The sequence below is a fragment of the Saccharomonospora sp. NB11 genome, assembly GCF_015910535.1.
GTDB lineage: Bacteria > Actinomycetota > Actinomycetes > Mycobacteriales > Pseudonocardiaceae > Saccharomonospora.
On record NZ_JACBJG010000004.1, the window covers coordinates 176110 to 202554 of the forward strand.

The window sequence follows — 26445 nt, forward strand, 5'->3', positions numbered from 1 at the left end:
CGAGGAACACACGGACAAGGGGGCAATCGAGGACCGTGGACAGCGGGAAGGCGGACAGACACGAGGAAGCTCGCATCGGCCGGCTCTGCGTCCGGCTGGGGGAGACTCGCGGACCACTCGCCGAAGCGGGTCCGACGCGCGACCTGGCGTTGCGCATCGCCGCCACCGTGCGGGATCGGGGATCGTCGGCGTCGGTGTCGGTGTCGCGGGATCTCGACGCGCTGGAGGACATGCTGTTGCGCGCCGGGTACACGGCGGGGCTCTCACCGTCGCGGGCGCTCGTGCCGGACCTCCCCGGCGTCGGCGTCGGTCACCCGCAGCTCACGGTGCTGGCCTGTCCCGCACAGGTGTGTGCCCGCGTCGAACCACCCGACGCCGAAGCTCCAGTGTGTCGCGTCCTGAGTCGGCCGTTGCGCCGCGTGCCGCTGCAGCCATGAACTCGTTTTTGGAGACGCTGGCGGGAAAACTGGCCGAACGGTGGCTGACGCTGCTGGTCCTCCCCGGCGCGTTGTACCTGGTGATCGCGACCGTGGCCGTGCGTCTCGGTCACGCGCACTGGTACCGCCTCGACCTCGTGCGCGACGACCTCGTCCGGATCGCCGACGACCCCGCCGCGCGCAGCGCGGTCACGCTCGCCCTCGCGGTGGCCGCTCTCCTCGCCGCCACGGCGGTCCTGGGCATCCTCGCCCAGGCATTCGGCACGATGTTCGGCCGAGCCTGGTTCGCCTCGGCGCGCAATCCGCTGACGCGCGCGTTGACCCGCCGTCGCGCGCGCCGTTGGGACAAGGCCGACCGGCGATTCCGCGAAGCGGTGGTGGCGGCGGGGAAGGCACAACTCTCGGGCGACTCCACCGCGACCACCGAATTGGTACGGCAGGCCGAGGAACGGGCCGCCGTCCGCAAGGCCGTCGGACTCGTCCGCCCCACGCGGCCGTTCGCCGCGGGAGACCGCATGGCCGCTGCCGACCGCCGGGTGCTCGACCGGTACGGGCTGGACCTCTCCTCGACGTGGCCGCGGCTGTGGCTGGTGGTGCCCGACCACACGCGATCCGCCCTGCGCGCCGCACACGACGCCGTCTCGTCCGCCCAGCGGCTCGCGGGCTGGGCGAGCGCCTACCTGCTGCTGGCCGTCCTCTGGTGGCCAGCAGCCGTGTTCGGCGGCGGCGCGCTCGTCGTGGCCTGGCGTCGGGCGATCTCCGGCACGAACACGCTCGCCGACCTCGTCGAAGCCGCTGTCGACGTGCACGGGCGGACCTTGGCGCGCACACTGGGCCTGCGCGCCGTCGGCCCGCTCGACCGGGACGTCGGCGCCGCCGTCACAGCCCTGCTGCGCAAGGGGAGCTGACCCCGCGTCGGGCGGTTCGGCACGGCGGAATCGCAGGTCTTCGCCGGTTTGTACGAAAAATGTACGTGCGCGCTCCACAGTGTCGCGCATGCCCGACCGCTTCGATCGTCGTCATTTCCTCACCGTGGTGCTTCCCACCGCCGCGGCTGCCACCGTGCTCGCCTCCGGAACGGCGTCGGCCGCACTGCCGAACGCCAACATGGAGAAGATCGTGTTGGCCGCCCAGTGCGACCCGGTGAAGGAGGGCACGGGAATCACTCCCGGTGCCGGCCCGAGCGTCACCCTGGTGGAACAGGCGCTCGTCGACCGTGGCTTCCTCGCCGCCCAGTACGTGGACGGACACTTCGGCACGGCTACCCGCTCCGCCTACGCCAAGTGGCAGGAGTCCCTCGGCTACAGCGGCTTGGCCGCCAACGGCCTGCCCGGCCGCGCGTCCCTCCTCGCGCTCGGCGAGGGACGGTTCAACCTCACCCGCCCCCTCACCCCCGGCTCTCGCACCACCTACCAAGGCTTCCCGTTCAACCAGCGCACCGTGGACATGCTCAAGGAGGCCGCGAAGCTCTCCGGCGTGTCCCCGGTGGTGGAACAGGGCTCGTACTCGCCCGGCAACGACCCGACCTCCGCGGGCACGCACGACGGTGGCGGCGCCGTGGACATCGACGCCGAGGCCCTGAACGGCACGCAGCGGACCGCCCTGGTCACCGCGCTGCGGAAGGTGGGTTTCGCCGCGTGGCTGCGCAGCCCGAGCCAGGGCAACTGGCCGTGGCACATCCACGCGATCGCCATCAACGACACCGACCTCTCCACCCCCGCGCAGAAGCAGGTCGGCAGCTACTACCTCGGCCGCAACGGACTGGCCAACAACGGCCCCGACGACGGCCCGCAGGTGACCAAGGTGACCTGGGAGGACTACAAGCGAGCCCAGTAGCCCCGGGGCGGCCTCGCCGCCCTGCACCCCTGTCCCCTGAAGAGAGGAGCCGGAATGGCCTTACTGAACTGGAAGAAGACTGCGGCGGGGATCGCCGCGGCGACACTCGCCGCGACGGGCCTCACGCTGGTCTCCGCCACCCCGGCGGGCGCCGCCGAGCGTGACGGCGTCTGCGACAGCGGCGAGTTCTGCTACTACTACAACAGCAACCACGCCGGGTCGATCTCCGACCACGCCAGCTCGCTCGGCAACTACGGGACGACCCAGCCCAGCTGCTACGAGTTCAAGAGCTCCGGCAACGGCCAGGGCCTGTGCATCAAGAACAACGCCGCGTCCGTGTGGAACCGCACGGGCAAGAAGGTGCGCGTCTACTACAACTCGAACTACGCGGGTTCGTACCAGGACATCGCGGCGGGCGCGAAGGTGAATCTGAACTCGACGCTGAAGAACAACAACGCGTCGCACCAGATCAACCCGAGCTCGACGCCGGCAGGAACGTTCTGGCTGCCGTTCCCGTGTGGTGAGACGTGGGAGGCGGGCACGCGTACGAACCACAGCCCCGCCAACGCGGTCGACTTCAACCACTACCCGGAGGACAACGGCTGGAAGGTCTACGCCTCCGCTCCGGGCACCGTGTCGAAGGTGGCCAACACCGGTAGCACCTCGTACGGGCGCTACATCGTCATCGACCACTCCGGTGGCTGGCAGACGCTCTACGCGCACCTCAGCTCGCAGGACGTCTCCGTCGGCCAGAAGGTCACGGAGAAGACGATGATCGGTCGCGTCGGCAGCACCGGTGGCTCCACCGGGCCGCACCTGCACTACGAGCAGAAGCTCAACGGCACCGTGAAGCAGGTGACGTTCAAGGACGGCAGCCCGACCTACTGGGGCAAGAAGAACTTGCAGCGCAAGACCAACTGCCCGTGAGTTGATCTGATTCCCCTTCCCGGCGGGGCCGTCGTGCGTGATCACGCGTACGACGGCCTCGTTCTGCTACGCCTCGTCCACCAGTCCGGCCTTCACCGCGTTGGCGAAGAGGTCGTCGACCAACACGACCGTGCGCCCGGCCCGTTCCAGCAGGGAGGCCGCCGCGGTGGCCCGATAGCCGCTGGCGCAATGCACCCACACCGCCCCGTCAGGCAGGTCGGCGAGTCGCCGTCGCACGTCGTACAGCGGCACGTGCACGGCACCACGCACGTGGGCCGAGCGGTACTCGTTGTTGTGTCGCACGTCGAGCACGACGTCCGGGGACGGCAGGTCCGTCACCCCACCGCGTCGGGCGTCGGCGAGATCGGCGAACGTGGCCACCGGCGTGCTCCGCAGTTGCGCGGGATCGACGGCCAGCTCCTCCGGCGTTCCCGTGGCCGCACCAGCGAGCCGGTCGATGCCGATGCGTGCCAGTTCCCGTTGTGCCTCGGCGACCTGGGCGGAGGTCTCGCCGAGGAGAGTCAACGGCGCCTCCCAGTCGACGAGCCAGCCCAGCCACGTGACCATGGGGCCGTCGAGACCGAGACTGACGGTGCCCGCGAGGTGCGACTTCACGTATGCCGTGCGTGAGCGCAGGTCGACCACCCACTCACCGGCGTCGAGCCTGCGCCGCAGCTCCTCCGGCTCCGCCCGGGTGGGTGCCCGCAGGTCGATCGGCGCGGGCCCCTCGGCGTTGCGGACTCCCATGTGCGCGTAGTACGCGGGGTAGGCGTCGAGACCCGCGAGTGTCTGCTCGACGAACTCGTGCTCCGCCAGCCTGAGCGCGGGATTGGTGCGGCGTTCCTCCCCGATGGTCGACTCGTCCCCCTGCGCCGGCGTCGCGGCACAGAAACTGCCGAACCCGTGGGTGGGCCAGATTCGGGCCCCGTCCGGCAGGAGGTCGGCGAGCTTGCGCGCGGACGCATGCTGGTGGCGAGCCAGCAGCTCGCTGTGTTCCTCGCCCAGCAGATCGGTGCGGCCCGTGGTGCCGTAGAGCAGCGAGCCTCCGGTGAACACGCCCACGGGCCCCTGCTCGCCTTCCAGCACGTACGACAGGTGATGGAACGTGTGCCCCGGGGTGGCCACGGCCCGCACCCGCAACCGTGGCGAGACCTCGACGACCTCGCCGTCCCGCAGTCCCCGGTGCGCGAACGGCAGATCGTCGTCCGCCGACAACGCGTACTCGGCACCCGTCAACCGCGACAGCTCCAGCCCGCCGGAGACATAGTCGTTGTGCACGTGGGTCTCCAGCACGAGCGCGACGCGGGCACCGAGCCGCCCCACGACCGCGAGCACCCGGTCGACGTCGCGTTGCGGGTCGACGACCACCGCCACGTCGCCGTCCGAAGCCACGTAGCTGCGGTCTCCCAACGACGACGTCTCGACGACCTCCACCGTCAGTCCGCCCGCGAGGCCGGGCGAGCTGCCGTCGGCCGTCGGCTGTCCACTCGTCTGGGTCGGTCGTGTCGCTGTCATCGTCCACCCCTTCCGAACCGGCCGAGGTGGCTGTCGAAGTCCGCCTTCCGGGAGCGGGTCGGCCTGACGTCGCCTCGGCAGCTACCGCATACCTCCAAGCACGCTGCGTCAACCGTGTCGCGCCCGACACCCGAACCCGGCCGCGCGCAGGCCCCATCCCCGAGCTGCCCGACACCGCGGAGCTCTCAGCGGCCTCCCGACGTGCTCGGCAGGCCGCTCACGCCGTGGCTCCGCGCGTCGGCTTCCATTTCCCGACCTGTTCGGTGCCCTGCCGCTCCATCTCATCCACCATCTTGAGGACCTCCTGATGAAATTGCTCCTGCGTCAGGTCGTCGCCGTACTTCTTGTACAGCTCGATGCCCGCCCGCATGGTGATCTGATCACCAGGGTCGTCCGCACCGAATGAGCCGAAGTTCAGAGAGCCAGCGGTCATGAGCATGTGCTCGTTGATTCCGGCAGCCATCCCGACGTAACCGTAATGAATGTTCGACCAGGCGTCGTAGAAGAGGCTGCGCCCCTTGGGGTCATCGGGGATCTTGAAGTTGTAATCGTTCGCGGTGTCCAGACCGAACATGTCCTTGAGTATCGGCTTGTGGTCCCAGTCCGCGTTCTCCTTGACCTTGTTGTACCAGTCGACCAGCCCCTCAGGGCTGTCGAGCAAGGAATCCAGGTTCTCGCGAATCCTCTTCACATCTTCACTGCGGGCGTTCTTCATCATCTCCTCGAACATGAACTTCTCAGCGTCGGAAAATCGCTTCTCACTGACCCGAGCCTCGACGTCGGCGAGCGAGGTGAAGGTGGGCGCGTTGAAGTCGTGCTTCTCGTTCACGTTGCGGCCCAGCGCCTCGGCGGCGCTGTCGTCGGCCTCGGTGGCGGCGACCAACGCACGCTCGATTTCCTTCGCGACCGCCTGGATCTCGTCCTCCTTGAACCAGTCGGCGCCAGGGATCCAGCTGTCCGCCTCCACCTCCCCGCCGGCACTGACTCGCAGGCCTTTGTCGGGAGCTACTGTGTCGGCGATCTCGTGGAGGCGGTCGCGGGCCCTGCGGATGGCGTCGTGGGCCTCCTGGAGGATGTCGCGGATACCCGTGGCCTCGGCGACGGCGTCGGCGTACTCCTTCGCCGTCTCCTCGACGAACGCGATGGCCTCCCCCGCAGCCGGACCGCTCCACCCGCTGTTCCGCACAGCGTCGAGCACCGACTCGTCCATGTCCTCCTGGAGCGACTTCAGCTTGTCGATCTGCTCGGTCCACGCCTCGACGGCGGCGCGCAACGTGTCGACCGGGGCGTTGTAGACGGCTTCGTAGGACAGCACAGTCGCCTCACTCGAAGTTCTTGCCGATCTCGGCCATGGTCATCTCGTTGGCGGTGTCGACCTTCTCGTACTCACCGGCCGCCACACCCAATGAACGTTCGATCTTGGTGCAGGCGAGGGCGAGCGTGTCGATCTGCGACTCCCACGCCTCGAGCGCCTTCGCCAGTGCACCACCGAGATCGAAACTCTCGTTCTTGAACGCTCGGGCAGCGGCTTCGGTGTCATCCTCGGCGTGCATGCCGTCCTTGAGCGTCCGTTGCTGGAGGTCACCCGCCGCGTTCGCGATCACCATCAGCGCAGCGGGGTCCACGGTGATTCCATCCGAACCGTTCGACATCTTTCCCCCAGATGTGGTTCAAGATTGTCGAATCAGTGTCCCGAGACGTTCACCGCTCGGACAAGAGTCCTCTCGAGCGAATTCCGAGGCGAACGCCAGCTCGCGTGACTGTCCACACCGGACTCATTGGGTCCGGGCGGCGCTCCTGCCGTCGTCACTCGTTCCAGCCGCCTCGCGTCGGACCACGGGCGCCACCTCCGTGCCCAGCCGCTCGATCGCGTCGAGCACGTCCCGCTGCGGCATGCCACCGAAACCGATGTGCACCAGGACGCGGTCCACCCCGTACAGCTCGTGGTAGCGCAGCAACTTGTCGATCAACTCCTGCGGACTGCCCACCAGCAGCCCGGCGGCGGGAGAGCTCTGCACCTCGAACGCCTCCCTGGGTAGATGCAGACCACGGCCCCGCTGGTGGTTGTTCTCCGCCATGCCGCGGGCGAAGTAGGGATACATGGTGTCGCGCGCATGCTGACTGGTGCGACCGACGTAGCCGTGCGCGGTGAGGCCGATCCGCAACGCGTCCACGTCGTGCCCGGCGTCGGCCGCCGCGGAGCGGTAGAGCTCGACGGTCTGTCGGTGCGTGGTGATCGGCCCGAGCAGCAGGGCGAGCACCATGGGCAGGCCGAGTCGGCCGGTGTTGACGGCCGAGGACGGCGTGCCACCGACCCCCACCCACACGGGCATCCGGTCGGAGGACGGCCGTGGCGCGATGTCGGCGTTCACGAGCGGCGCGCGGAACCGGCCCTGCCAGGTGACCGGATTCTGCTCGCGGATCGTGAGCAGAAGGTCGAGTTTCTCGCGGAACAGCTCCGCGTAGTCGTCGAGGTCGTAGCCGAACAACGGGAACGACTCGATGTAGGAACCGCGCCCCGCGATGATCTCCGCACGTCCGCCCGAGATGAGGTCGACCGTGGCGAACTGCTGCCACACCCGCACCGGGTCGTCCGAACTGAGCACGGTGACTCCGCTCGTCAGCGCGATTCGCTCGGTGACCTGCGCTGCCGCCGCGAGCACCACGGCCGGGGCCGAGGCGACGAAGTCGCTCCGGTGATGCTCCCCGACCCCGAACACGTCGAGGCCCACCTGGTCGGCCACCTGGGCCATCTCGATGGTCTCCCGCATGCGCCGCTGCGGGGACGGCAGCGACCCGGTGACCAGGTCCCTGGTGATCTCCCCGAACGTCAGGATTCCGATCTCGAACGCCATCGTCGCCTCCGATTGCCGGTTGCCTCCGCTCAGGGAAACGTCGGGCAGGCGCGAACGCTTCCCGAGCGGAGACTCCGACGTGCGAGCCCAATGGGGCCCACGACACGTGGACCCCCACGGGCCTCAGGCGTTGCGGAAGAAGCGATCCAACACGCGTGTGCCGAACTTGAGCGCCTCCACGGGCACCCGCTCGTCGACGCCGTGGAAGAGCGCCGAGAAGTCGAGGTCGTCGGGCAGCTTCAGCGGCGCGAACCCGAAGTTGCGGATGCCGAGCTTCTGGAACGCCTTCGCGTCGGTGCCGCCCGACAACATGTACGGCAACGTGCGCGCCCCCGGGTCCTCGGCGAGCACGGCGGCGCTCATCGCGTCGACGATCGCCCCGTCGAAGGTCGTCTCGACCGGCGGCAGCTCCAGCCATTCCTTCTCGATGTCCGGGCCGAGGATTTCGTCGAGTTCCCGGTTGAACGCCTCGACCCGGCCGGGCAGGATGCGGCAGTCGACGGTGGCCTCGGCGGTCGACGGGATGACGTTGGCCTTGTAGCCGGCCTTGAGCATCGTCGGATTGGCGGTGTCACGCAGGGTGGCGCCGATCATGCGCGAGATGTTGCCGAGCTTGGCCACGGCGCCTTCGAGGTCGTCCTCGGGGAAGTCCCACCCGGTGATTTCGGTGACGCCCGCGAGAAACTCCCGCACCGAGTCGGTCAACACCAGCGGGAACCGGTGGTTGCCGAGCCGCGCCACGGCCTCCGACAGCTTCGTGACGGCGTTGTCGTGGTGCAGCATCGAGCCGTGGCCCGCCGTGCCGCGCACCCGCAACGTCATCCAGCGGATGCCCTTCTCCGCGGTCTCGATGAGGTAGGCGCGCACGTTGTCACGCAAGGTGATGGAGAAGCCACCGACCTCACTGATCGCCTCGGTCGCGCCCTCGAACAGCTCGGGACGATTGTCGACGAGCCACTGCGCGCCGTACTGGCCGCCCGCCTCCTCGTCGGCGAGGAACGCGAAGATGATGTCGCGCGGCGGCACGATGTTGTGCCGCTTGTAGTGCCGAGCGAGCGCCAACGACATGCCGAGCATGTCCTTCATGTCCACGGCGCCCCGTCCCCACACGTAGCCGTCCTGGACGGCGCCGGAGAACGGATGCACCGACCACTCGGAGGCGTCGGCGGGCACGACGTCGAGGTGCCCGTGCACGAGCAACGCACCCCGACTCGGATCGGCCCCGGCGAGCCGTGCGATCACGTTGTGCCGGTTCTTGCCTCCAGACTCCACGTAGGTGATGTCGTAGCCGACCTCCGTGAGTTTCTCGGCCACGTACTCGGCGGCCTCCCGCTCCCCGACGAGCGTCGCGGGATCGCCCGTGTTCGTGGTGTCGATGCGGATCAGCTCACTCGTGAGAGTGACGGCTTCGTCTGCGGCCTCGTCGATCAGATTGGGTTCGGTCACCGCCCATTCCTATCATCCGCGCAGGTGAGATCGCTGTGGGCGCGAAAGGGCACCCCCCGTGCACGGGCCGTTCGGGGGTGGGCTAAAGTATTCCCCAAGCAAGTCCGAGTGGCGGAATGGCAGACGCGCTAGCTTGAGGTGCTAGTGCCCGTAAAGGGCGTGGGGGTTCAAGTCCCCCCTCGGACACTCAGAGCGAACCGGTCGTGACACACGGCCGGTTCTTTTGTTTTGTTCGCCTATCCACGGCACTCACCCGCTGGTCAACGGCCTCGCAACCGCCGGAGCACCGTTCCGCACGCGGCGCCCAGCACGCCACCCACCGGACTTCTCTCGCTTCCCGTCGAATCGCTCGAAGGCCGCCACACTAAGCCACCTGGTGCGAGAAGATCCGTGTGAGCGCCCGGTAGTCCAATCCCAGCCGAACTCCGGTCGCGGTGAGGGAGAGTTCACGTCGGAGGGTCGTCGGCTTGGGCAAATCGTGGTGTGAGATCACAGCTGCTTGGGGCAAGGAGGGTGGCACAGGGCGCCCTCATCCGGCGGTGTGCCATCTGATCGATACGGCCGCGGTGGCCGAAGTGCTGTATCCGGTACTGCTGGGGCCGCGAATTCGAACCGAACTCGAAACCAGCCTCGGCCCGTTGGGAGACGTGCGCGGTTGGGTGTCGGTGTTGTGCGGGCTTCACGACTTGGGCAAGGTCTCACCGGTCTTCCAAGCGCAGTGCGCAGAGCTCGCCATCACGCGGATGGGCCCGAAGGCAAAGGCCGCGATCGACGGAGCAAAGGCGGCACTGCGCCGCAAGCCGCGTAAAGACATCGAGCACGGCTTGATCACCGCGGCACATCTGTATCAGCGACTCGCCAAGTCCGGTGCGGCCCCCGAGACCGCGGACGCGGTGGCCTGTGCTGTGGGCGGCCACCACGGCTGGTTGCCGGACAAGTTATCGATGAAACAGACGCGCAGCGCAGTGGGTCATATCGGCGGAAGTTGCTGGAGACGGTTACGAGATGCCGTAATGGACAAGGTGACCGAGCTGTGGGGCCTCGGTGATGCTGGCGACGCGCCGTGGGAGGAGGTGCGATTAGGTCAGGTCGGCGCGTTGGGCTTGGCCGGGCTGGCTTCGGTCAGCGACTGGATCGCCTCGTCGCCGAAGCACTTCGAATGGTGTCCCGAGCTCACGGACACTGACCTACCTGCCTATCGGGAGAAGGCCCAAGAAAAGGCGCGCAACGTGGTGGCACGCCTCGGGTGGTCGCCGTGGCGGCCGAGCACGACAGAGTTCACCACGTTGTTCGGTACGGCGCCACGCCGCCTGCAAGCCGCCGTGGAAGAGCTCGTCGCCAACCGGGATCGCCCTGGCGTGCTGGTGATCGAGGCCCCGACCGGGGAGGGCAAGACGAAAGCCGGCTTGCTGGCCGCGACACACATGGTGCGGACGTTGTCGCTGTCAGGCGTCTACGCGGCCCTGCCGACGCGGGCGACGGGGAAAGCCTTCTACGACGAGACCACCGAGATGCTGGCTCGAAGTGGCTCGCCAGTGAGGGCGGTGCCCGTGCACGGGCTCGCGCTCCAGCAAATCCGCGCCGAGGACACCAACGACAACGTGAGCACCGACCTGTCCGAGGTCGAGCCCACGGACGTCGCCACCGATCACGGCGACGGACAGGTCCGGGAAGAACTCACGACCGCTGCCCGCGAGTGGTTCACCAAGAAGCGCGGCCTCCTCTCACCGATCGGCGTCGGCACAGTGGACCAGGCGCTGTTCAGCGTGGTGCGCTCCAGACATACCTTCGTGCGCCTTGTCGGGCTGTCGAACAAGGTGCTCCTGGTCGACGAAGTGCATGCCTTCGACACCTACACCTCGCGGTTACTCGACCGGCTGATGTGGTGGTGTGGTCGTCTGGGCATCCCCGTGATCCTGATGTCGGCGACTTTGCCGGCCAGCCGACGCCGCGAGTTGCTGACCGAATGGCGGGCCGGAGCCCGTGTGCAACCCATCACCAACGACGAGCCCGCCTCAGCTGATCCGGATGGCTGGCGTCTCACCTGGGTGGACGCGCACACACCGGAAACAGTCGTGCCGCTCAAGCCTGACCAGAATCGGCGTCGCGTAAAGCTGGTGAGACTCACTGACGACGACGTCGCCGACTGGGTGCTCGACCAGATCGGCACACGCGCCAGCGCCATGGTGGTCCACAGCACCCGACCCCGAGTCCAGCGAACCGCTGCTGCGGTGCGAAAGGCGGTAAGAGCGCGGGGCCTGTCCACGACAGTAATCTCGATCGTCGGCGGAGCCGAGGACGCGCGCCGTGCTGGGAAGGAAGCCGAGATCCGCGCACTGCTCGGGCCCAACAGCGAGTATCCGCGCAACGTCATCGTCATCGGCACGTCCTTGCTGGAGAACCTCGACGTGGACGTCGACGTCATGGTCTCCGACATGTGCCCGGTCGACCTGCTGCTGCAACGGCTCGGGCGACTCCATCGCTACGAACGCGCGGACCGCGCGATCTCCGAACTGAAACTGGGCCTGATCGGCGTCCGCAACAGCCACAATCTCAAAAGGATCACCTTCCCGGGCCCGAGCAGCATCTACCTCAAGCAGCCACTCCTGGCCACCTGGATGACCTTGCCTGATGCGGAACCGCTGGTGTTGCCCGACGACATCCCCAATCTGGTGCACGCCGTCTACGAAACCGCCCCTGAGACACAGGCTTCCGCGAACTACCGACGCAGCCTCGACCTCGCCGATTACCGCGGACACGTGCCGTGCATCCCCCGCTGCACGGACGACGACGCTCTGCGCGAACTCACCGCCGACCCAGGAAGTCCCTACCGAACCCGCCGAGAGACCGGCGCCCCGGAGGATCGGACATGATGCTCGACTACGACGACGAACTCGCACCCGACGAAGACAGCATCGTGCTCATCCCTGTGCGGCGACGCCCGGACGGAACGCTGACCACCGAAGCGGGAACACCCGTCGATCTCGATGCGGACGAACTTCCAAGCCCTGTGGTGCAGGAGCTGGCTGCGTCAGCCATCCACCTCACTGCTGGAGAAGACCTCTCGTCGGAAGCGCTAGCCGACCTCGGTCGCCTCCCCGTACCCGAGTGCTTTACCCGATCAGGATGGCTGGCTGGCTACCACGTCCTCGTACTCGACCGTGATACCGCAACCGTCGGAGCGGTCGCGTTCCACGTCGATGCGGAAGGTGTCGTCATCGGTCCTTGAACGGAGATTCGTCTAACGACGCCGCGAGAGCGTCTTTCGAAGTCGCCGCGTAGGCGTTCCAACGATCTCGCGAATTTGATCAAAAACGACAAGACCTGTCAGTCTCCCTTGCTAGTGTTCGCGCCGATGGATGATCACGAACCGACATCGCGCAGATTGTCGTTCTGGTTCAGGTCGTGTGAGCTGCCGTGGCACGTAGGCATCGCAGGCCGTCTCCCTCTCGTGAGCAAGGAGCGCGAGTGACATTCGACCTGCTGGACGAGCAGTGGGTTCCCGTGGTGGACAGGGACGGGAGACCGCGGGAGGTCAGTCTCGCCGAGGCGCTGCTCCAGGCACACACTCTGCGGTGGGTTGAAGGTGAGGCACCCGTAGTCACCGCGGCGATGTACCGGCTGTTGCTAGCGTTGGCCCACCGGGCTTTCGGCCCCGCCAGCAACCGAGAGTGGCACGCACTGTGGTCGGCGGACCGTTTTCCCGAGCAGGCTTGGCAGGCCTACCGCGAGAAGTTCAACGATCGGTTCGACCTCTTCGGGCCTCGGCCGTTTCTGCAGTGTTCGGCGTTGCCCGCCGAGAAGATGGGCACTCCGGCGCAGCTCGTACTGAACCGGGCAGTCGGCAACAACGCGACGTTGTTCGACCACACCACAAGCGACGATGTGGTCGAGCTCGATCCGGCCGTCGCCGCCCGGTGGCTGGTGACCGTGCAGGCTTTCGATACGGGTGGCCTCAAGACGCCCTACCGCACTGACAAGTCGTCCGAACGCGGGTTGTGCAACTACTTCGGGACCGTGGTCGTCGAAGGCGCCACACTGAAGGAGACATTGCTGCTCAACATGCCCGTCTACTGCCCTGGACGCGGCGTTCCGGTGCCGACGCGCCCCAACGACTGCCCCCAGTGGGAGCTGGACCAACCACCAGGCCCGGAGCCCGACAAAGAGGGTCGCGCTCCACGAGGCTGGACTGACCTGCTGACCTGGCCGACACGGCGCATCCTGTTGCGCGAGGCCGACCGCGGCGGTCGCTCGGTGGTCGACGGTGTGGTGATCACGCCAGGCACTCGGCTACGAACCGAACTGGCCGAGGCAGAACTCATGGCTGCGTTCAGGCAACCCCGGCTGGTCAAGTCGAAGAAGGGCATGGTCCCGACCGGGCCAAAGCTCCCGGTGCAACTCGAAGAACAGCGTGGCGTGTGGCGGTACTGCCGCGAGTTACTGCTTCCCGCCCCACCCGGCAATCTGCGCCAACGGCCGAAGGTCCTCGATCATGTTGCGGATCGAGCACCGGAGGAACAGGTGTATTCGCTGCGGGTGTTCGGCCAACAGCTCGACCAAAAGGGCGGCGCAGTGCACACCTGGCTGCAGGAGACGGTTCCCGCTCCTGTGGCATTGCTGCGGGTCAACGACGTTGACGAGCGAGTGGAACAACTGCTCGGCTTCGCGGTCGGGCTCGCCGACGATGTGGGCTCTGCGTTGGAAAGGGCCGAGAAGATCTACGACGAAGCACTCCGAAGGGAGCAGGGCAGCGCGAAACGGCGAAGCCCCATGCCCCAGTGGTACTGGCCGCGCCTATCGGTTCCGTTCTCAGAGGTGCTGCGCGAGCTCGGCACCGTCCTGGATGCCGGACTGCGGGAGGGGGAGGTGTCTGAGCCAGCGTTGTTCGCACCGTTCGAGCGTTGGCGGGAGACCGTGCGTGATGCGGCGAAGCAGGCGATACATACGTGGGCGTGGAAATTGCCACGGGAATCCGGGCGACAGGTGTTCGCACTCGCCGAGGCCGAAGCCGCTTTCCAGCGACGCATGACGTATCTGTGCCGCGACTACGACATCGACGTGAACCGCTGCCGTGACTTCGACGAGGACACCGATGACTGAACCCTTGGACGACCGACGCACGAAGTTCATCAAGCGGCTGTATGCACTAGGTGACACCCTCGAACGCGACAACGGCGGAGCCCCTCACGCCCGGCAGCTCTTGGCCCAGCTACGGCGGAGCCTCACCCATGGCTACCAGCCAGCCGCATGGAATCTGGTGCACGAATACGACCCGCCCGAACCAGAAGAGCAAACGTGGGTCCTGGTTGCTGGTCTGTTCGCCAGCCACCCCAGTCCGCTCACACCTCTCAGCGCCCGTTTGAAACTTGGAGCCGCTCTGCAGGCGACCGGCGATCATGGTGCCACCGAACGGCGATTGCAACAATTGATCTCGGTCGGCCCAGGCAGCATCGACCACTACGTGCGGCAAGCCGTGCGGCTCATCCGCGCGCACCAAGTGCCGATCGACTACCAACGGCTGCTCAACGACCTCATCGTCTTGCGAGTCGAGCCTCTCAACAGCCCGCGCTCGCACCAAATTCGCATGCAGTGGGCCCGTGACTTCCACCGCGCTCGCGCGAACGCCGCCCGCCAGAACAACGACGAACTCTCCGAAGGAGCCACCGCGTGATCATCGAACTTCACCTTTTGCAGTCCTACCCCGTCAGCAACTTGAATCGTGACGACGTGGGACAACCCAAGAGCGTGACCTTCGGTGGCGTCCAGCGTGCGCGGATCTCCAGCCAAAGTTTGAAGCGGGCGGCCCGGATGCAGTTCCAGCAGTACGGACTTGCCGAGGACGAGACCGGCGTGCGCACCAAGCGGCTCCTGGACGCCGCTGCGCGGACTCTCACGCCCGACGGTGAAGAGCCCACGGACGAGACCATCGACGTGGTGCGTGAAGCCCTGCGGGCACTCGGCTTCGACGTGGCCAAGAACGACCTCACCGAGTATTTGCTGTTCGTCGGACGACGCGCCAGCGACGAACTCGCCGAGTTCTGCCGCGACAACTGGTCAGAGCTCGCCACGATCGCCGCCGCTCGGCGTGAGGCTGCGCAGAAGTCCACAGCCCAGACGAAGAAGGCCAAGGACAAAAAGGTCAAGCCGGACCGCGAACGCGTCGAGCGGGCCCGCCGCATCCTCGACGCCAGCCGGGTCGCCGACATCGCGCTGTTCGGCCGCATGATCGCCGACAACAAAGACTTCAACGTCGACGCCGCGTCCCAGGTCGCGCACGCCTTCTCCACACACGCTGTCGCGACGGAGTTCGACTTCTACACCGCCGTGGACGACCTCAAGCCCGAAGCGGAAGCTGGGGCCGACATGATCGGCACAGTCGACTTCAACGCCGCGTGCTACTACCGCTACGCCAACCTCGACCTCGACCAGCTTTCGCGCAACCTTCGCGGCGACGAGGATCTGGTCGCTCGCACCACGAGCGCATGGTTGCGCGCGTTCGTCGACGCCACCCCCAGCGGCAAGCAGAATTCCACTGCCGCCCGCACCAAGCCCGAGACGCTGCTCACGGTCGTGCGCGACCACGGAGCATGGAATCTCGCCAACGCCTTCCTCCGTCCCGTGATCGGCGACGATCTTCTTAGCGAATCGTCTCGACGCATGCTCGACCACTTCGCCCGACTGCGCGGGTTCTACGGCGATGACCAGCTGCGCGAAGTTGTCGCTGCGGCGCCCACCAGCGAGCTGCCGCCCCTGGAGGGCAGCAACACGGCCTCATCTCTGGATGAACTTGTCGATCTCACGCTCAGTGCTGCCTTGGAGCAAGCCGGATGACCACGGCAACGCTGGCCCTGCGCATCGACGCTCCACTCCAGTCCTGGGGCGTGCGCTCAAAGTTTGTTCGCCGTGACACCGCCACCGAACCCACCAAGTCCGGCATCGTCGGCCTGCTCGCCGCCGCCCGCGGCGTTGACCGAGCCGACACCGCTGGCATCGCCCAGCTCGCCGCACTCCACATGGGTGTTCGGGTCGACCGTGAAGGTCTCGTCGAACGCGATTACCACGTCACCCAGAACGTTCCCAACACCAAAGGCACCGGGCACCGCACCGTGGTCAGTGATCGATTCTACCTCGCGGATGCGCTGTTCCTCGTCGCGCTGCACGGCCCGCGGGCGCTTCTTGCTGAGCTCGAAGCCGCCATTCTCCGTCCGCATTGGCCGCTGTATTTCGGTCGCAAAGCGTTCGTCCCTGCCAGTCCCCTGCTCGAACCACCCCACAGACGAGAAACTCACGGCACTGGCCTGCTGGACGAATCACTCGACCACGTCCTCAAGACCCACCCCTGGCTTGAACAGCGGCTGGACCAGCGCAGGCAGGCCCGCGACAGCGATCGTCCTCTTCAGCTTCGCACCATCCGTGACGTGCCGGCTTCCGATCCCGAAGCTGAGTTACGCCACGACCACCCAGTCTCGTTCGCCCATGAGCACCGAGAGCACACCTCTCGTACGGTGCGCCACGGCTACGTCACTCTCACTGAGCCCTGATCGGAGACCACGCGTTGTTTCTGAGCAAACTCCCGATCAACAGCAACTCCCGCGCTTTCCGCGTGGACTGCGCCAACGTTCACGACATGCACCGCACCGTCATGTCCGCGTTCCCGAAGCTCCCCTCGGGAACCGCCGCGCGCCAGGAACACGCCATCCTCTGGCGCCTGGACACCACGCCGCAGGGCTACACCCTCTACGTCCAGAGCAAGCGCCACCCCGACTGGGCCCGGTTGCCCTACGGCTACCTCCGAGACCGCGCGTTAGTCCGCTGTCTGCAACCCGTATTCGCTGCCCTGCAACCTGGCCGACGCTTCGCATTCCGCCTGCTGGGCAACCCCAGCAAGGCCGCCGCTGAGCCTGATTCCCTGCCGCCACGCGGGCGCGGACGCCGCGTTCCGCTGCACGACCCCAACGAGCAACTGGCGTGGCTCATTCGGCAAGGCGAACGATGCGGCTTCGCCCTTCTCGACGCAGGCGTCCACGGACCCGATGTCGCCCTCAGCGCCTTACCCCCACTCACCGGCTACAAGAAGGCCCGCGACACCCGAACCCGCAAAATCACCATCACCCCTGTCCGCTACGACGGCCACCTCACCGTCACCGACCCCGCCGCCCTCGCAACCGCCCTGCAAAGCGGGATCGGCCGAGGCAAGGCCTACGGCTGCGGGCTTCTCAGCCTCGCGCCACCAGCAGCCACGCCATGAAGCACCGCCCAGTGCGCTGAGCCGCGTTACTCGTACTGTGACTCGCCCCTCGAGCTCCAAGTGAACCGGTCGCCGCGAGCGGCCGGTTCACTCGTGCCCGCTTTCGGGGTGAGTTTCGATCGGTGCGACCGCAGCGATAGCTCATGCCTTCGGATTGCACCGTTGTCGAGTCCACCGAATTCTCTTCAAAGCGAATATCGAGAATTCAAAAGCCTCATTCACCTGTGCCTCCACCGCTCTCTGCAAGCAGCAAACGAATCCGCGCCACTTAGCACCCCCGTCACTCATGATCAGAGCACGCTGGTGGGCATCTTGTGACGACGTTGTCCCTAGCTCGGGCTCGAACGGCGTGAAAGCTGACTTCTGGAGGTACTGCAACTAGTTGCGTTCCGTGACCAACCGCACCGTGTCGAGGGCCAGCCTGGAGCACCACCCTCCTCCAGAACGTGGGCCGCGAAGGGCGCTCCTCGCGCGCGGGTAGGCGACGTCAGCAATGATCGTTGCGCTCAGTCTCCAACGATCTGCCGTTCGGGTAGAAAACGTCAACACCATCACTTTCTGTGGCAAACTGGTCAACAGTTGGTGACCACAGCCGGGTCCCGGCGTCTCAGCCGGACGGATCGCGACGCAAGGTGGGGATGGTGGCCGACATCTCAGTAGATTTGCAATGGGTGCGTAGGCAGCCGGAGAAGTGCGACGAGATCGCGAAGGCCATAAGAAATCAACTAAGTACCGCCGAAGACGCAACCGACGCACTCAAGACAGCCGCTGAAGGATTCGAACTGATCGACAGCCTCCCACAGATGATGGAACGGTGGGAAGACTTGAATGACCTACTCTGCGAACGGTTACAGGACGCAGGGGAAAGGTTCTATCAATGCGCCGATAGGTTCGACGAGAACGAAACGAACGCCATCGACCTTTTGCGGAATCTCCTCACCTGAAAGGCATTATGGTCACCTTCGCGCAAATCAAGCAGCTTGATATCGACAGCCTGAACCAAGTTGCGGACATGTGGGATGCCATTGGCAACCAGCTGATGGGCCCCGGAGAGGTAGGTGAAGGCGTAAGCGGAGGCGCAGCGGGAGCACTACTCAAGCAAATCGAGCAATTTCCAGAACATTGGACAGGAAACGGAGCTCAAGCAGCGGCGGACCACTGCAAACGCGTTAGCGAGAACATAGTTGACGTAGCGATATCGGTGAAAAAACTCGCTTCTCTGATCCGCCGCACAGCCTCGTGGGAAGGAGCCGACAATGAGCTTGGCTTAGCGAAAGCCAAGGACACAGCACAGCGACTGGAGGCGCAAGCCCACGAACAAGGCCTCACCATCGACGCCGATGGCCACGTCAGCTGGGACGGGGCCTGGTTTCCCGATTTCCTTCTCTCAGAGGAAGCGCAGCGCCGAGAGGCAAGGAAAGAGCAGCAGGCAGAGGCGCTCCAGAGGGAAGTTGACGAACTGCTCACTGCGGCCACCAAAACAGATCGCTGGGTTGCGAGCGCACTGAAGGTCATCTTCGGCACCACGGAGAATTTCGAGACCCGCGACCGCGAGCACGGCAAACTGGATCCGACTCTCAACGACTGGGTCACCAAGCTCAAGTTCGGCCTAGTGTCAATAGGACTCGACTGGTATTTCGGCTTCGATGACGCTAATGAGCTACTACAGCATTGGCTCGAAGGTAGCGGTGATCCATATGAAGTCGATGTCGAGAAGATGCTAAAGGACATGCCCGCCTTCCGGGAGGATGTCAATAAGACCCTCGAAAAGATCAAGGAACTACCTGATGGCAAGTTTGATACGTCCACTCTCGAATTGAACGACGAAGGCGAACCCCAGTGGCAAGACAGTTCACCAAGGGTTGATAAGTATGACAACGACGGCAGCAAGAACTGGTACTACGCTCTCAACAACTTCGAATACAAGCTCGTCGGCGAAAAGAAGGATGGGGTTATCACCTATCATATAGAAATTCAGAAAGAGTACAACTGGGGTGTACCTAGCCAATATCGTGGCACCTTGAAGGAACCTATCTTCGACTCCGACTTCATTGAACAAGCCGACGCAGCAAAGCTGCACTCCACCGCCATGGCGCGAGATTTCACCGTTCACGGCAAGAGTGACGCCAAGACCATTCCGGTGAACTGAATCCATCGCCCTACGCGCGTGGAGTCGACCCAGTGGCACGTCAGCGAACCCTTTGGGTCGGCATGGAGGAGAGTCGATTCGATATGCCTGGCTCACCCAGTTACACAGGGCCTCGCAGCATCATGATGGATCGATATGGCGATCGTTCCACGCCGGGGTGATGGCCAACAGGCACGCTCGCTCACGGTCACCAGCAACGTTCCCCCGAACCCGACGCGGTCACCGACCGTGTCGGACGCACACCGTACGCTACGCGGCGATGGCTACACGAGGCATAGAAGGCGCTTACCAGGGTGCCCTGCGAGCGTTCCAGAACCCTATGCTCGCCCTCCTCCATCAGACGCACGCGCCGTTCGTGGTGACGGCGTTGGCGATGGTCTTCACCGCGGAGCGGCCGAGCGTGGCGGTGGCGGACGCGCACGCGGAGATCGACGACGCGCTTCAGCAGTTGCGCGCCGCCGGGTACGGCGAGGACGACAACCAGCCGTTGCCGGCCGGGACCGCGCGGGACCTGTGCCGGCAATGGGTGCAGGCCGGGTGGTTGGTGCGGCACGTCTCCGACGACGACGTCGAGGCGTATCGGCTGTCGGCGTACGGCGTGGGCGCGTTGGAGGTCGCCGGCCGCGTCGGTGGAGTGCGGACGCGGGTGTCGGAGTCGCGGGTCAGGACGTTGTTGGAGGCGATCGAGCGGCTCGCGCAGGACGCCGACCCGGACGTCATGGCCAGGATTTCCCGCCTGCACGAGGAGATCCAGCAGCGGCAGAAGGAACTCACCCGGCTGGAGCGGGGCGGCGCGGTCGAAACCGTGCCCGACGAGCAGTTGCTCGAAGCCGCCGAGAACGTGCTGCATCTGGCGCGGGAGTTGCCCGCGGACTTCGCCCGGGTCGCCGAGTCGATCAAGGCTGTGCAGCGGGACGTCGTCGCCGAGTTGCGCCACGACGTGCGCCCGACCGGCGAGGTGCTCCGCGAGTACCTGGATCGAGGGCAGCGCATCCTGGACGCCACCCCGGAAGGGCGGGCCTTCGCGGGAGCGTTGCGGCTCATCGGCGACCCGGTGCAGATCGACAACCTGTGGAGCCAGCTTCGCGTGGTGCTGAAGCACAAGTTCACCGAGCTGCTGCCGGAGCGGCAGCGACGGGAGCTCACCGACATCTCCCGCCGGGTCGAGCAGGGGGTCAAGGAAGTGCTGGCCGCGCAGCGCCAGGCGTCGCACGTCATCACCACCCAGGTGCGCGACCACGACCCGTTGCGCGACCGCCAGGTCGACGAGCTGCTGCGGAACGTGATGTCCGGTTTGCACGCGTGGGTGCCCGGTTCTCGCCGGGGGGAGCCGGTCGAGCCGTTGCGTCGGCTGCCGGTGGCCGACGTCGGGCACCTGCGCCAACGGACGAGTGAGCTGCGACCGCCGCAGCCGCCCGCACCGTTGCGGGAGTGGGAGGAGAGCGAGGACGTGACGACCGCGGACACCCGCGCCTGGGGTGGTCCCCGATACGCGGAGCTGGAAGACCACCTGACGACGTTCGCCGGTGACTCCGACAGCGTGGACGTCGTGGCGGCGTTCCGCGCGGCGGCGGAGGACCTGCGGCGGCCGGTCGACCTGCTGGGCCTGCTGGAGATCGCCCACGACGCCGGGATGACCGAGACGGCCGAGGTCATCACCGTGGACACGGTTCGGCCCGACGGGACCCGGCGGCGGTTCGCCCTCGGCGGTGCGGTCGCGGCGGTGGACAGGAGCACCGATGAGTGAGCACGAGACCGACGGCGGAACCGGTTTCATCGAGCCGGTCCCGATGGAGAGCGACCCGACCGAGTTGTTCCCCGGGGACGCGGGCACGCTCGACGCGGACGTGCGGCGGGTGCTGGTCCAGTTGTTGCGCCGCAAGTTCCTGTTGGCCGAGAAGAATCCGGCCCAGTGGCGGACGCTGCTGGAGAACCAGCAGATCATCGAGTCGCGGATGCACGACCTGTTCGTCCGGCTCGTGGTCGACCACGACCGGGGTGTCGCCTACAAGCAGCAGGTGCGGTCGAGCGAGCTGGACGTGCCGATCCTGCTCCGCGACGAGTCCTACAACCGGGCCGAGACGTTGGTGCTCGTCCACCTGCGCACGGTCTTCCAACGGGAACGCGGCACCGGGGAGACGTCCGCGCGCGTGGACATCGAGGAACTGGAACAGACGGTGCTGACCTACTTCGATCCCGAGGACCACAACCTCGCCCGCACCCAGCAGGAAGTACGGGGTGCGGTGCACCGGTTGGCCGCCGAAGGGTTGCTCGTCGAGGAATCGGCGGGTCGATATCGGATCACTCCGCTGGTGGAGGTGGTGTTGAGCACGGAGAAGCTCACGGAACTGCACCAGTGGTTGCGCGAACGGAACGAGGCCACGGCGTGAGCATGATCGACACGCTGTTCGGGTTGATCCCGGCGGCATCACGGGGCCAGCAGTGGGTGGCTCGCGACCTGCAACTGGTGAACTGGGGCGGCTACGACGGGTACCACCGTGTGCGGTTCGCGCCCGGGGCCACACTGCTCAGCGGCGGGTCCGGGTCGGGCAAGTCGACGCTCATGGACTCCTACATCGCGCTGCTCATGCCGCACACGACGCCGTTCAACGGCGCGTCCAACGGCGGCGTGGTGGGCAGGCCGCGTGGCAAGGACCAGCGCAACATCCTGTCGTACGCGCGCGGCAAGCTCGACGAGTCCCGGGCCGACGGCGAGACGAAAGTGCGGGTGTTGCGGGGCGACGGCCGGGACACCTGGTCGGCCATCGCGATGACCTGGGTCGACCACACCGGCGCGGAGTTCACCGCGCTCCGCGCCTGGTACGTGCCGTCGGCCGCACGCACACTCGACGACGTCGTGGCGGTGCGCGCCACGTGCGACCAGCACTACTCACTGCGGGAACTGGAGGGCCCGGCCGCGAAGCGGTTCGCCCGCTCCGAGGTCGAGGCGACCGGGGTGACGTGTTTCGACACCGACCGGGACTTCACCGCGCGCCTGCACACCACACTCGGCATCGGCGCCGCAGGCGACGGACACAAGGCGGTCGCCCTGCTGGGACGCATCCAGGCCGGACAGCAGATCACCACCGTCGACGCCCTCTACAAGACGATGGTCCTCGAAGAACCGTCCACAGTGGCCACTGCAGACGCGGTGGTGCAGCAGTTCGACGAGCTGTCCGGCACCCGCGAGCGGATGATCGTCGCACGGCAGCAGGTCAAGGCGCTGACCCCGATCCGCGAGCACCGGCGAGCCATCGACGACGCGGCGGAGCGGTTGCGATTGATCGACGCGATCGGTTCGTTCGCGGCGGAGTCCTCGCCCGCGGCGTTGTGGTGTCACGAACGGCGACTCGACCTGCTCCGCGCCGCCGAACGGGAGCTCGCGCAACGGCACCGGCGCGCGAAGGACGAGCTGGCGGAAACCCAGGCTCTGGCCAAGGCCACCGAGGCACAATGCGACGGGGCAGCCGACACATTGCGCGCCTCCGGCGGTGACCGCTTGGAGACCGCGTTGCGCGAGTTGCGTGGCGTCGAACAACGGCTTGTCGACGTCGAACGCGCCCGCAGGCAGGTGGATCGGGCCCTCGACGCCATCGGCACCACAGTGGCCACCGGCGACGACTTCGCCGCGCTCGTCGAGACCGCCCACCGGACCCTGGCCGACACCGAGGCCCGGCGGACCGCCCAGACCCGGTTCGCCGACGCCATGGCGGAGAAGAAGCAGGCCGAGGCGGAACTGACCGAGCTGCGCGCCGAACGCAAGGCCGTCACGGCGCGACGGGGCAACATCCCCAGCGAGCTGCACGCCGCCCGCGCGGCGCTGGCCGAGGCTGCCGGGCTCACACCCGACGACCTGCCGTTCGTGGGCGAGCTGATCGAGGTGAGCACCGAGTACGAGCCGTGGCGCGAGGCGTTCAACCTGGCACTCGGTGGGTTCGCCACGCGCATGCTCATCGACGTCGGGCGGCTCAACGCGTTCCGCGAGGCCATCAACAAGGTCAAGACGGCTCGCCGCGTGCACTTCCAGGGCGTGCGGACGGGACTGCGCGACGAGGTGGCGCTCAACCCGAAGACGTTGCCCGGCAGGCTGGACTACCGGCCGTCGCCGTTCACCGCGTGGCTCAAGAGCGAACTCGCCAGTCGGTTCGACTTCGTGTGTGTCGACACGCCCCGCCTGCTCGCGCAGTATCCCAAGGCGCTCACGATCTCCGGACAGACGTCGGAACGTGGCCGGGGCGCGCATGGCGGTCACGGCCGCGCCAACGTGCTCGGCTTCACCAACACGCGGCTGCTCGCCGACCTCGACCATCGGATCGACGTCGCGCGCCGCCGCCTCGACGACGCCAATGAGGAACTGTCCCGGGCGGAGGACGAGCTCAACTCGTTCGAGGCCCGGCGGGCGGCCTACCAGACCGTGACCGAGTACTCGTGGGACCAGGTGGATGTCGCCTCGGTGCAGGCGGAACGTCAGCGGTGGACCGCCGTCGTCGACGAGGTTCGTGCGGGCAACCCGAGGATCGACCAGTTGCAGCGCCAGGTCGACGAGCTGAAGCAGCAGGTCCGGGAGCTGACCGAGCGCGTCGGCGAGCAGAAGAAGACCGTGGAGACGCTCGGCGCGCAGTGGGAGTCGACCGTGGACGAGGTGGACCGCGCCCAGACGGCACTCGACGCGGCGTCCCAGACGGGCACGGAGGTCCTCCCGGATCACCAGGAGTACCTGGAGGAGCTGTTCGCCGGAGCGTCCGACGAGGCGACGACGTTGGCGCAGTTCGACGCGGCGGTGCAACGCGCCACCGACCGGCTCGACCTCGACCGGCGCTCGGCGACCGAGACGATCGCCCGGTCGAGGAAGGCGCTGGAGGACATCTTCTCGACGTTCCTCGAACGGTGGCCGAACCCGAACCTCGGGACCGACCCGGACGCCTCGTACCGGGACTTCGACCGCGTGCTCACCGACCTGGAGACCAGTGGCCTGCACGAGTTGGAGGCCGAGTGGCGGGACAGCCTGCTGAAGCTGTCGGGCAACGACCTCACCGGGCTGGACAGCGAACTCGCCGCGGCGGTCCGCGAGATCCGTGACCGGATCGACCCGGTCAACCGCATCCTCGCCGACCTGCCGTTCGCCGACGACAACCACCGGCTGCGCATCGACCCACAGGAGAGCCACTCCGCGGTCCGCGCGCGGTTCCGCAAGGAACTGCGCGACGTCCGTGCCCTCATCGACAAGGCGGAGACGGACGCCGACCGGGAACGTGCGTACCACCGCATGGCCAAGGTGATCGACCGCATCCGCCGCACGGCCCCGGACTTCGCCGACCTCGTCGACGTCCGCAACCACGTCCGGATCAGTGCCGAGAAGCGCGACCTCGACGGCAACCACGTCGCCGTGTACGACCACATCGGGGAGAAGTCCGGCGGCGAGTCGCAGGAACTCGTGGCGTTCATCGTCGGCGCCGCCTTGCGGTACCAACTGGGTGACGCGGGAGCCGAGCGTCCCCGTTACGCGCCGGTCTTCCTCGACGAAGCGCTGATCAAGGCGGACGCCCGACTCACCGGCCGCGCCATCGGCGCGTGGCGTGGGCTCGGCTTCCAACTCATCATCGGTGCGCCGAACGACAAGCACAGCGCGATCGAGCCCCACGTCGACGCGGAGTATCTGATCCTGAAGAACTCCGAAGGCCGCTCGTGGGCGAAGCCGCTGGTCGGGGTGCCGGACGCATGAGCGCACTGCTTACCCCGGAAGCGGCGGGCATGGTGCTCCGCAGCCGAATCGGTCGGCGTTGGGCGGAGGCCGTGTGCGCGAGCATGGGTGTCGGCGATTCCGTCACCTTCTCCGTGCCGCTGCGGCCCGGCGTGTCGACGGGAAAGGCCGTGGAACGGCTGGGGTACGGCGTCTGGCACGAGTGGCACAGCCGTTGGCGGGCGGTCGCCGACCGCCTCCCTCACGGCGTCCGGTTGGTTCGCCGCGCGGTCACCGTACGCGGCGTCGCCGGTGAGTTCCCCGCCGAACTCGAGGCGGACCTCGACGGTGCCGTCGCGCTGCTTCGTCGAGTCCACGTTGAACCGCCTACTGTAGACGTCGAACGGGCACGCGAACTCGCGTCCGCGCTACGCTCCGTCGACGCGGTTCTCACTCCGGCCAACCTCCGCGCCGTCCACCGACTCCGGCCGAACGACGTAGAAGTACTGCTTCGGGTGGTGGCCTGGCTGCGGCAGCACCCGGACGTCAGCACGTGGACACTGCGACAGCTCCCAATCCCGGGAATGCACACCAAGTGGCTCGACTCCCACGGTTCGCTCGTGCGTGAGGTCTCCGGCCGGGATGTGCGCGCGGAGGTACGTCCCCGGCTCGCGGTCGTGCACCTGACCTACGTCGATCCCGAGTACACGGCGTCGGGCCGTCGCCGACACGACGCCTGGACCGCTGGCGACCTGCACGATGTCGCCTACCCACCCCGTACCGTCCTCGTCGTGGAGAACCGCGACTGCCGACTCTGGTTCCCGCCGGTCCCCGACACGATCGTGGTCGAGGGTGCAGGCAAGGCCGCGACCTCGCTGCTCGGGAACGTGCCGTGGTTGCGAGCCGCCGACCATGTCGTCTACTGGGGCGACATCGACGCCGACGGTTACGCGATCCTCGACCGGTTCCGCGCAGCCCTGGCCGACCCCACGGTCGCTCCCCCGACGTCGGTCACCTCGATCCTCATGGACGACACCGACCTCCACCGCTACGCCGAACACGGTGTCAACCACGACAAGGCCGGTCGCCCCCTCACGGCGTCGTCGGAAATCCTGCCGAACCTGACCGAAGCCGAACGTCTCGCCTACGACACCGTCGCCACCGCGGGCCCGACGCCGTTCCGACGCATCGAGCAGGAAGCCATCCCGCTGGATCACGCGGCGACCCGGCTGCGCGAGGTCATCGACGACCGCCACTGAGCGAACGGGCGCGGTGATCTCACATCGCAGCAGGTGTTCGCTCGGCTCCCCGAGCCGTCGCCCGGACGTCGGGTCGAGGCGTGGGTCGTCCGA

The 26445-nt window shown here is 66.9% G+C and carries 22 protein-coding genes and 1 tRNA gene; 18 read left to right on the forward strand and 5 right to left on the reverse strand.

Going from position 1 to position 26445, the window contains the following annotated elements; all coding sequences use genetic code 11:
* Positions 1-35 precede the first annotated feature (35 nt).
* From JAV51_RS07550 to JAV51_RS07565, 4 genes are all read left to right on the forward strand, one after another.
* A complete protein-coding gene (locus tag JAV51_RS07550; RefSeq protein WP_197319934.1) occupies positions 36-437 on the forward strand; it encodes a hypothetical protein in 402 nt (133 codons plus the stop codon).
* On the forward strand, positions 434-1345 hold the full coding sequence (locus tag JAV51_RS07555) for a hypothetical protein (RefSeq protein ID WP_197319935.1): 912 nt from the start codon (positions 434-436) through the stop codon (positions 1343-1345). Before JAV51_RS07550 ends, JAV51_RS07555 begins: the two co-directional genes overlap by 4 nt.
* An 88-nt stretch (positions 1346-1433) precedes the next feature.
* Positions 1434-2273, forward strand: coding sequence for a peptidoglycan-binding protein (locus JAV51_RS07560; RefSeq protein WP_197319936.1), 840 nt, complete (start codon positions 1434-1436; stop codon positions 2271-2273).
* 54 nt (positions 2274-2327) lie between these two features.
* The gene (locus JAV51_RS07565) at positions 2328-3200 is read left to right on the forward strand and encodes a peptidoglycan DD-metalloendopeptidase family protein (RefSeq protein ID WP_197319937.1); all 873 of its coding nucleotides are present in this window, start codon (positions 2328-2330) and stop codon (positions 3198-3200) included.
* 66 nt (positions 3201-3266) lie between these two features.
* On the opposite strand, the gene JAV51_RS07570 is transcribed toward JAV51_RS07565, so the two are convergent.
* The 5 genes from JAV51_RS07570 to JAV51_RS07590 form a co-directional block, all read right to left on the reverse strand.
* Positions 3267-4715, reverse strand: coding sequence for a rhodanese-like domain-containing protein (locus tag JAV51_RS07570; RefSeq protein WP_197319938.1), 1449 nt, complete (start codon positions 4713-4715; stop codon positions 3267-3269).
* A 217-nt stretch (positions 4716-4932) separates the two neighbouring features.
* The gene (locus JAV51_RS07575; protein ID WP_197319939.1) at positions 4933-6030 is read right to left on the reverse strand and encodes a polymorphic toxin type 44 domain-containing protein; all 1098 of its coding nucleotides are present in this window, start codon (positions 6028-6030) and stop codon (positions 4933-4935) included.
* Between the two features lie 7 nt (positions 6031-6037).
* On the reverse strand, positions 6038-6340 hold the full coding sequence (locus tag JAV51_RS07580) for a hypothetical protein (protein WP_197319940.1): 303 nt from the start codon (positions 6338-6340) through the stop codon (positions 6038-6040).
* Positions 6341-6490: 150 nt separating this feature from the next.
* Positions 6491-7570: an LLM class flavin-dependent oxidoreductase gene (locus tag JAV51_RS07585; RefSeq protein WP_197319941.1), complete on the reverse strand. Its 1080-nt coding sequence runs from the start codon at positions 7568-7570 to the stop codon at positions 6491-6493.
* Positions 7571-7693: 123 nt separating this feature from the next.
* A complete protein-coding gene (locus JAV51_RS07590; RefSeq protein WP_197319942.1) occupies positions 7694-9016 on the reverse strand; it encodes a M20/M25/M40 family metallo-hydrolase in 1323 nt (440 codons plus the stop codon).
* A gap of 102 nt (positions 9017-9118) precedes the next feature.
* Between JAV51_RS07590 and JAV51_RS07595 the strand changes: the two genes are divergently transcribed.
* From JAV51_RS07595 to JAV51_RS07660, 14 genes are all read left to right on the forward strand, one after another.
* A tRNA-Leu gene (locus JAV51_RS07595) sits at positions 9119-9202 on the forward strand.
* A 248-nt stretch (positions 9203-9450) separates the two neighbouring features.
* Positions 9451-11889 (forward strand): CRISPR-associated helicase Cas3', encoded by a 2439-nt coding sequence (gene cas3, locus JAV51_RS07600; RefSeq protein ID WP_307845766.1) that lies wholly within the window; start codon positions 9451-9453, stop codon positions 11887-11889.
* Positions 11886-12245: a hypothetical protein gene (locus JAV51_RS07605; protein WP_197319944.1), complete on the forward strand. Its 360-nt coding sequence runs from the start codon at positions 11886-11888 to the stop codon at positions 12243-12245. Before cas3 ends, JAV51_RS07605 begins: the two co-directional genes overlap by 4 nt.
* A 239-nt stretch (positions 12246-12484) precedes the next feature.
* Entirely contained in the window at positions 12485-14116 is a 1632-nt protein-coding gene (casA, locus tag JAV51_RS07610; RefSeq protein ID WP_307845767.1) for a type I-E CRISPR-associated protein Cse1/CasA, read from the forward strand.
* The gene (casB, locus tag JAV51_RS07615) at positions 14109-14687 is read left to right on the forward strand and encodes a type I-E CRISPR-associated protein Cse2/CasB (protein ID WP_197319946.1); all 579 of its coding nucleotides are present in this window, start codon (positions 14109-14111) and stop codon (positions 14685-14687) included. The genes casA and casB overlap by 8 nt, the downstream gene beginning before the upstream one ends.
* Entirely contained in the window at positions 14684-15847 is a 1164-nt protein-coding gene (cas7e, locus tag JAV51_RS07620; protein ID WP_197319947.1) for a type I-E CRISPR-associated protein Cas7/Cse4/CasC, read from the forward strand. The genes casB and cas7e overlap by 4 nt, the downstream gene beginning before the upstream one ends.
* Positions 15844-16557 (forward strand): type I-E CRISPR-associated protein Cas5/CasD, encoded by a 714-nt coding sequence (gene cas5e, locus JAV51_RS07625; RefSeq protein ID WP_197319948.1) that lies wholly within the window; start codon positions 15844-15846, stop codon positions 16555-16557. Before cas7e ends, cas5e begins: the two co-directional genes overlap by 4 nt.
* A gap of 14 nt (positions 16558-16571) precedes the next feature.
* The gene (cas6e, locus tag JAV51_RS07630) at positions 16572-17264 is read left to right on the forward strand and encodes a type I-E CRISPR-associated protein Cas6/Cse3/CasE (RefSeq protein ID WP_197319949.1); all 693 of its coding nucleotides are present in this window, start codon (positions 16572-16574) and stop codon (positions 17262-17264) included.
* Between the two features lie 641 nt (positions 17265-17905).
* The gene (locus JAV51_RS07635) at positions 17906-18208 is read left to right on the forward strand and encodes a hypothetical protein (RefSeq protein ID WP_197319950.1); all 303 of its coding nucleotides are present in this window, start codon (positions 17906-17908) and stop codon (positions 18206-18208) included.
* Positions 18209-18216: 8 nt separating this feature from the next.
* Entirely contained in the window at positions 18217-19413 is a 1197-nt protein-coding gene (locus tag JAV51_RS07640) for a hypothetical protein (protein ID WP_197319951.1), read from the forward strand.
* Between the two features lie 259 nt (positions 19414-19672).
* Positions 19673-21160 (forward strand): DUF3375 domain-containing protein, encoded by a 1488-nt coding sequence (locus JAV51_RS07645; protein ID WP_255534886.1) that lies wholly within the window; start codon positions 19673-19675, stop codon positions 21158-21160.
* A complete protein-coding gene (locus JAV51_RS07650; protein ID WP_197319953.1) occupies positions 21153-21803 on the forward strand; it encodes a DUF4194 domain-containing protein in 651 nt (216 codons plus the stop codon). The genes JAV51_RS07645 and JAV51_RS07650 overlap by 8 nt, the downstream gene beginning before the upstream one ends.
* The gene (locus JAV51_RS07655) at positions 21800-25135 is read left to right on the forward strand and encodes an ATP-binding protein (RefSeq protein ID WP_197319954.1); all 3336 of its coding nucleotides are present in this window, start codon (positions 21800-21802) and stop codon (positions 25133-25135) included. The genes JAV51_RS07650 and JAV51_RS07655 overlap by 4 nt, the downstream gene beginning before the upstream one ends.
* The gene (locus JAV51_RS07660) at positions 25132-26352 is read left to right on the forward strand and encodes a DUF3322 and DUF2220 domain-containing protein (protein WP_197319955.1); all 1221 of its coding nucleotides are present in this window, start codon (positions 25132-25134) and stop codon (positions 26350-26352) included. The genes JAV51_RS07655 and JAV51_RS07660 overlap by 4 nt, the downstream gene beginning before the upstream one ends.
* Positions 26353-26445 lie beyond the last annotated feature (93 nt).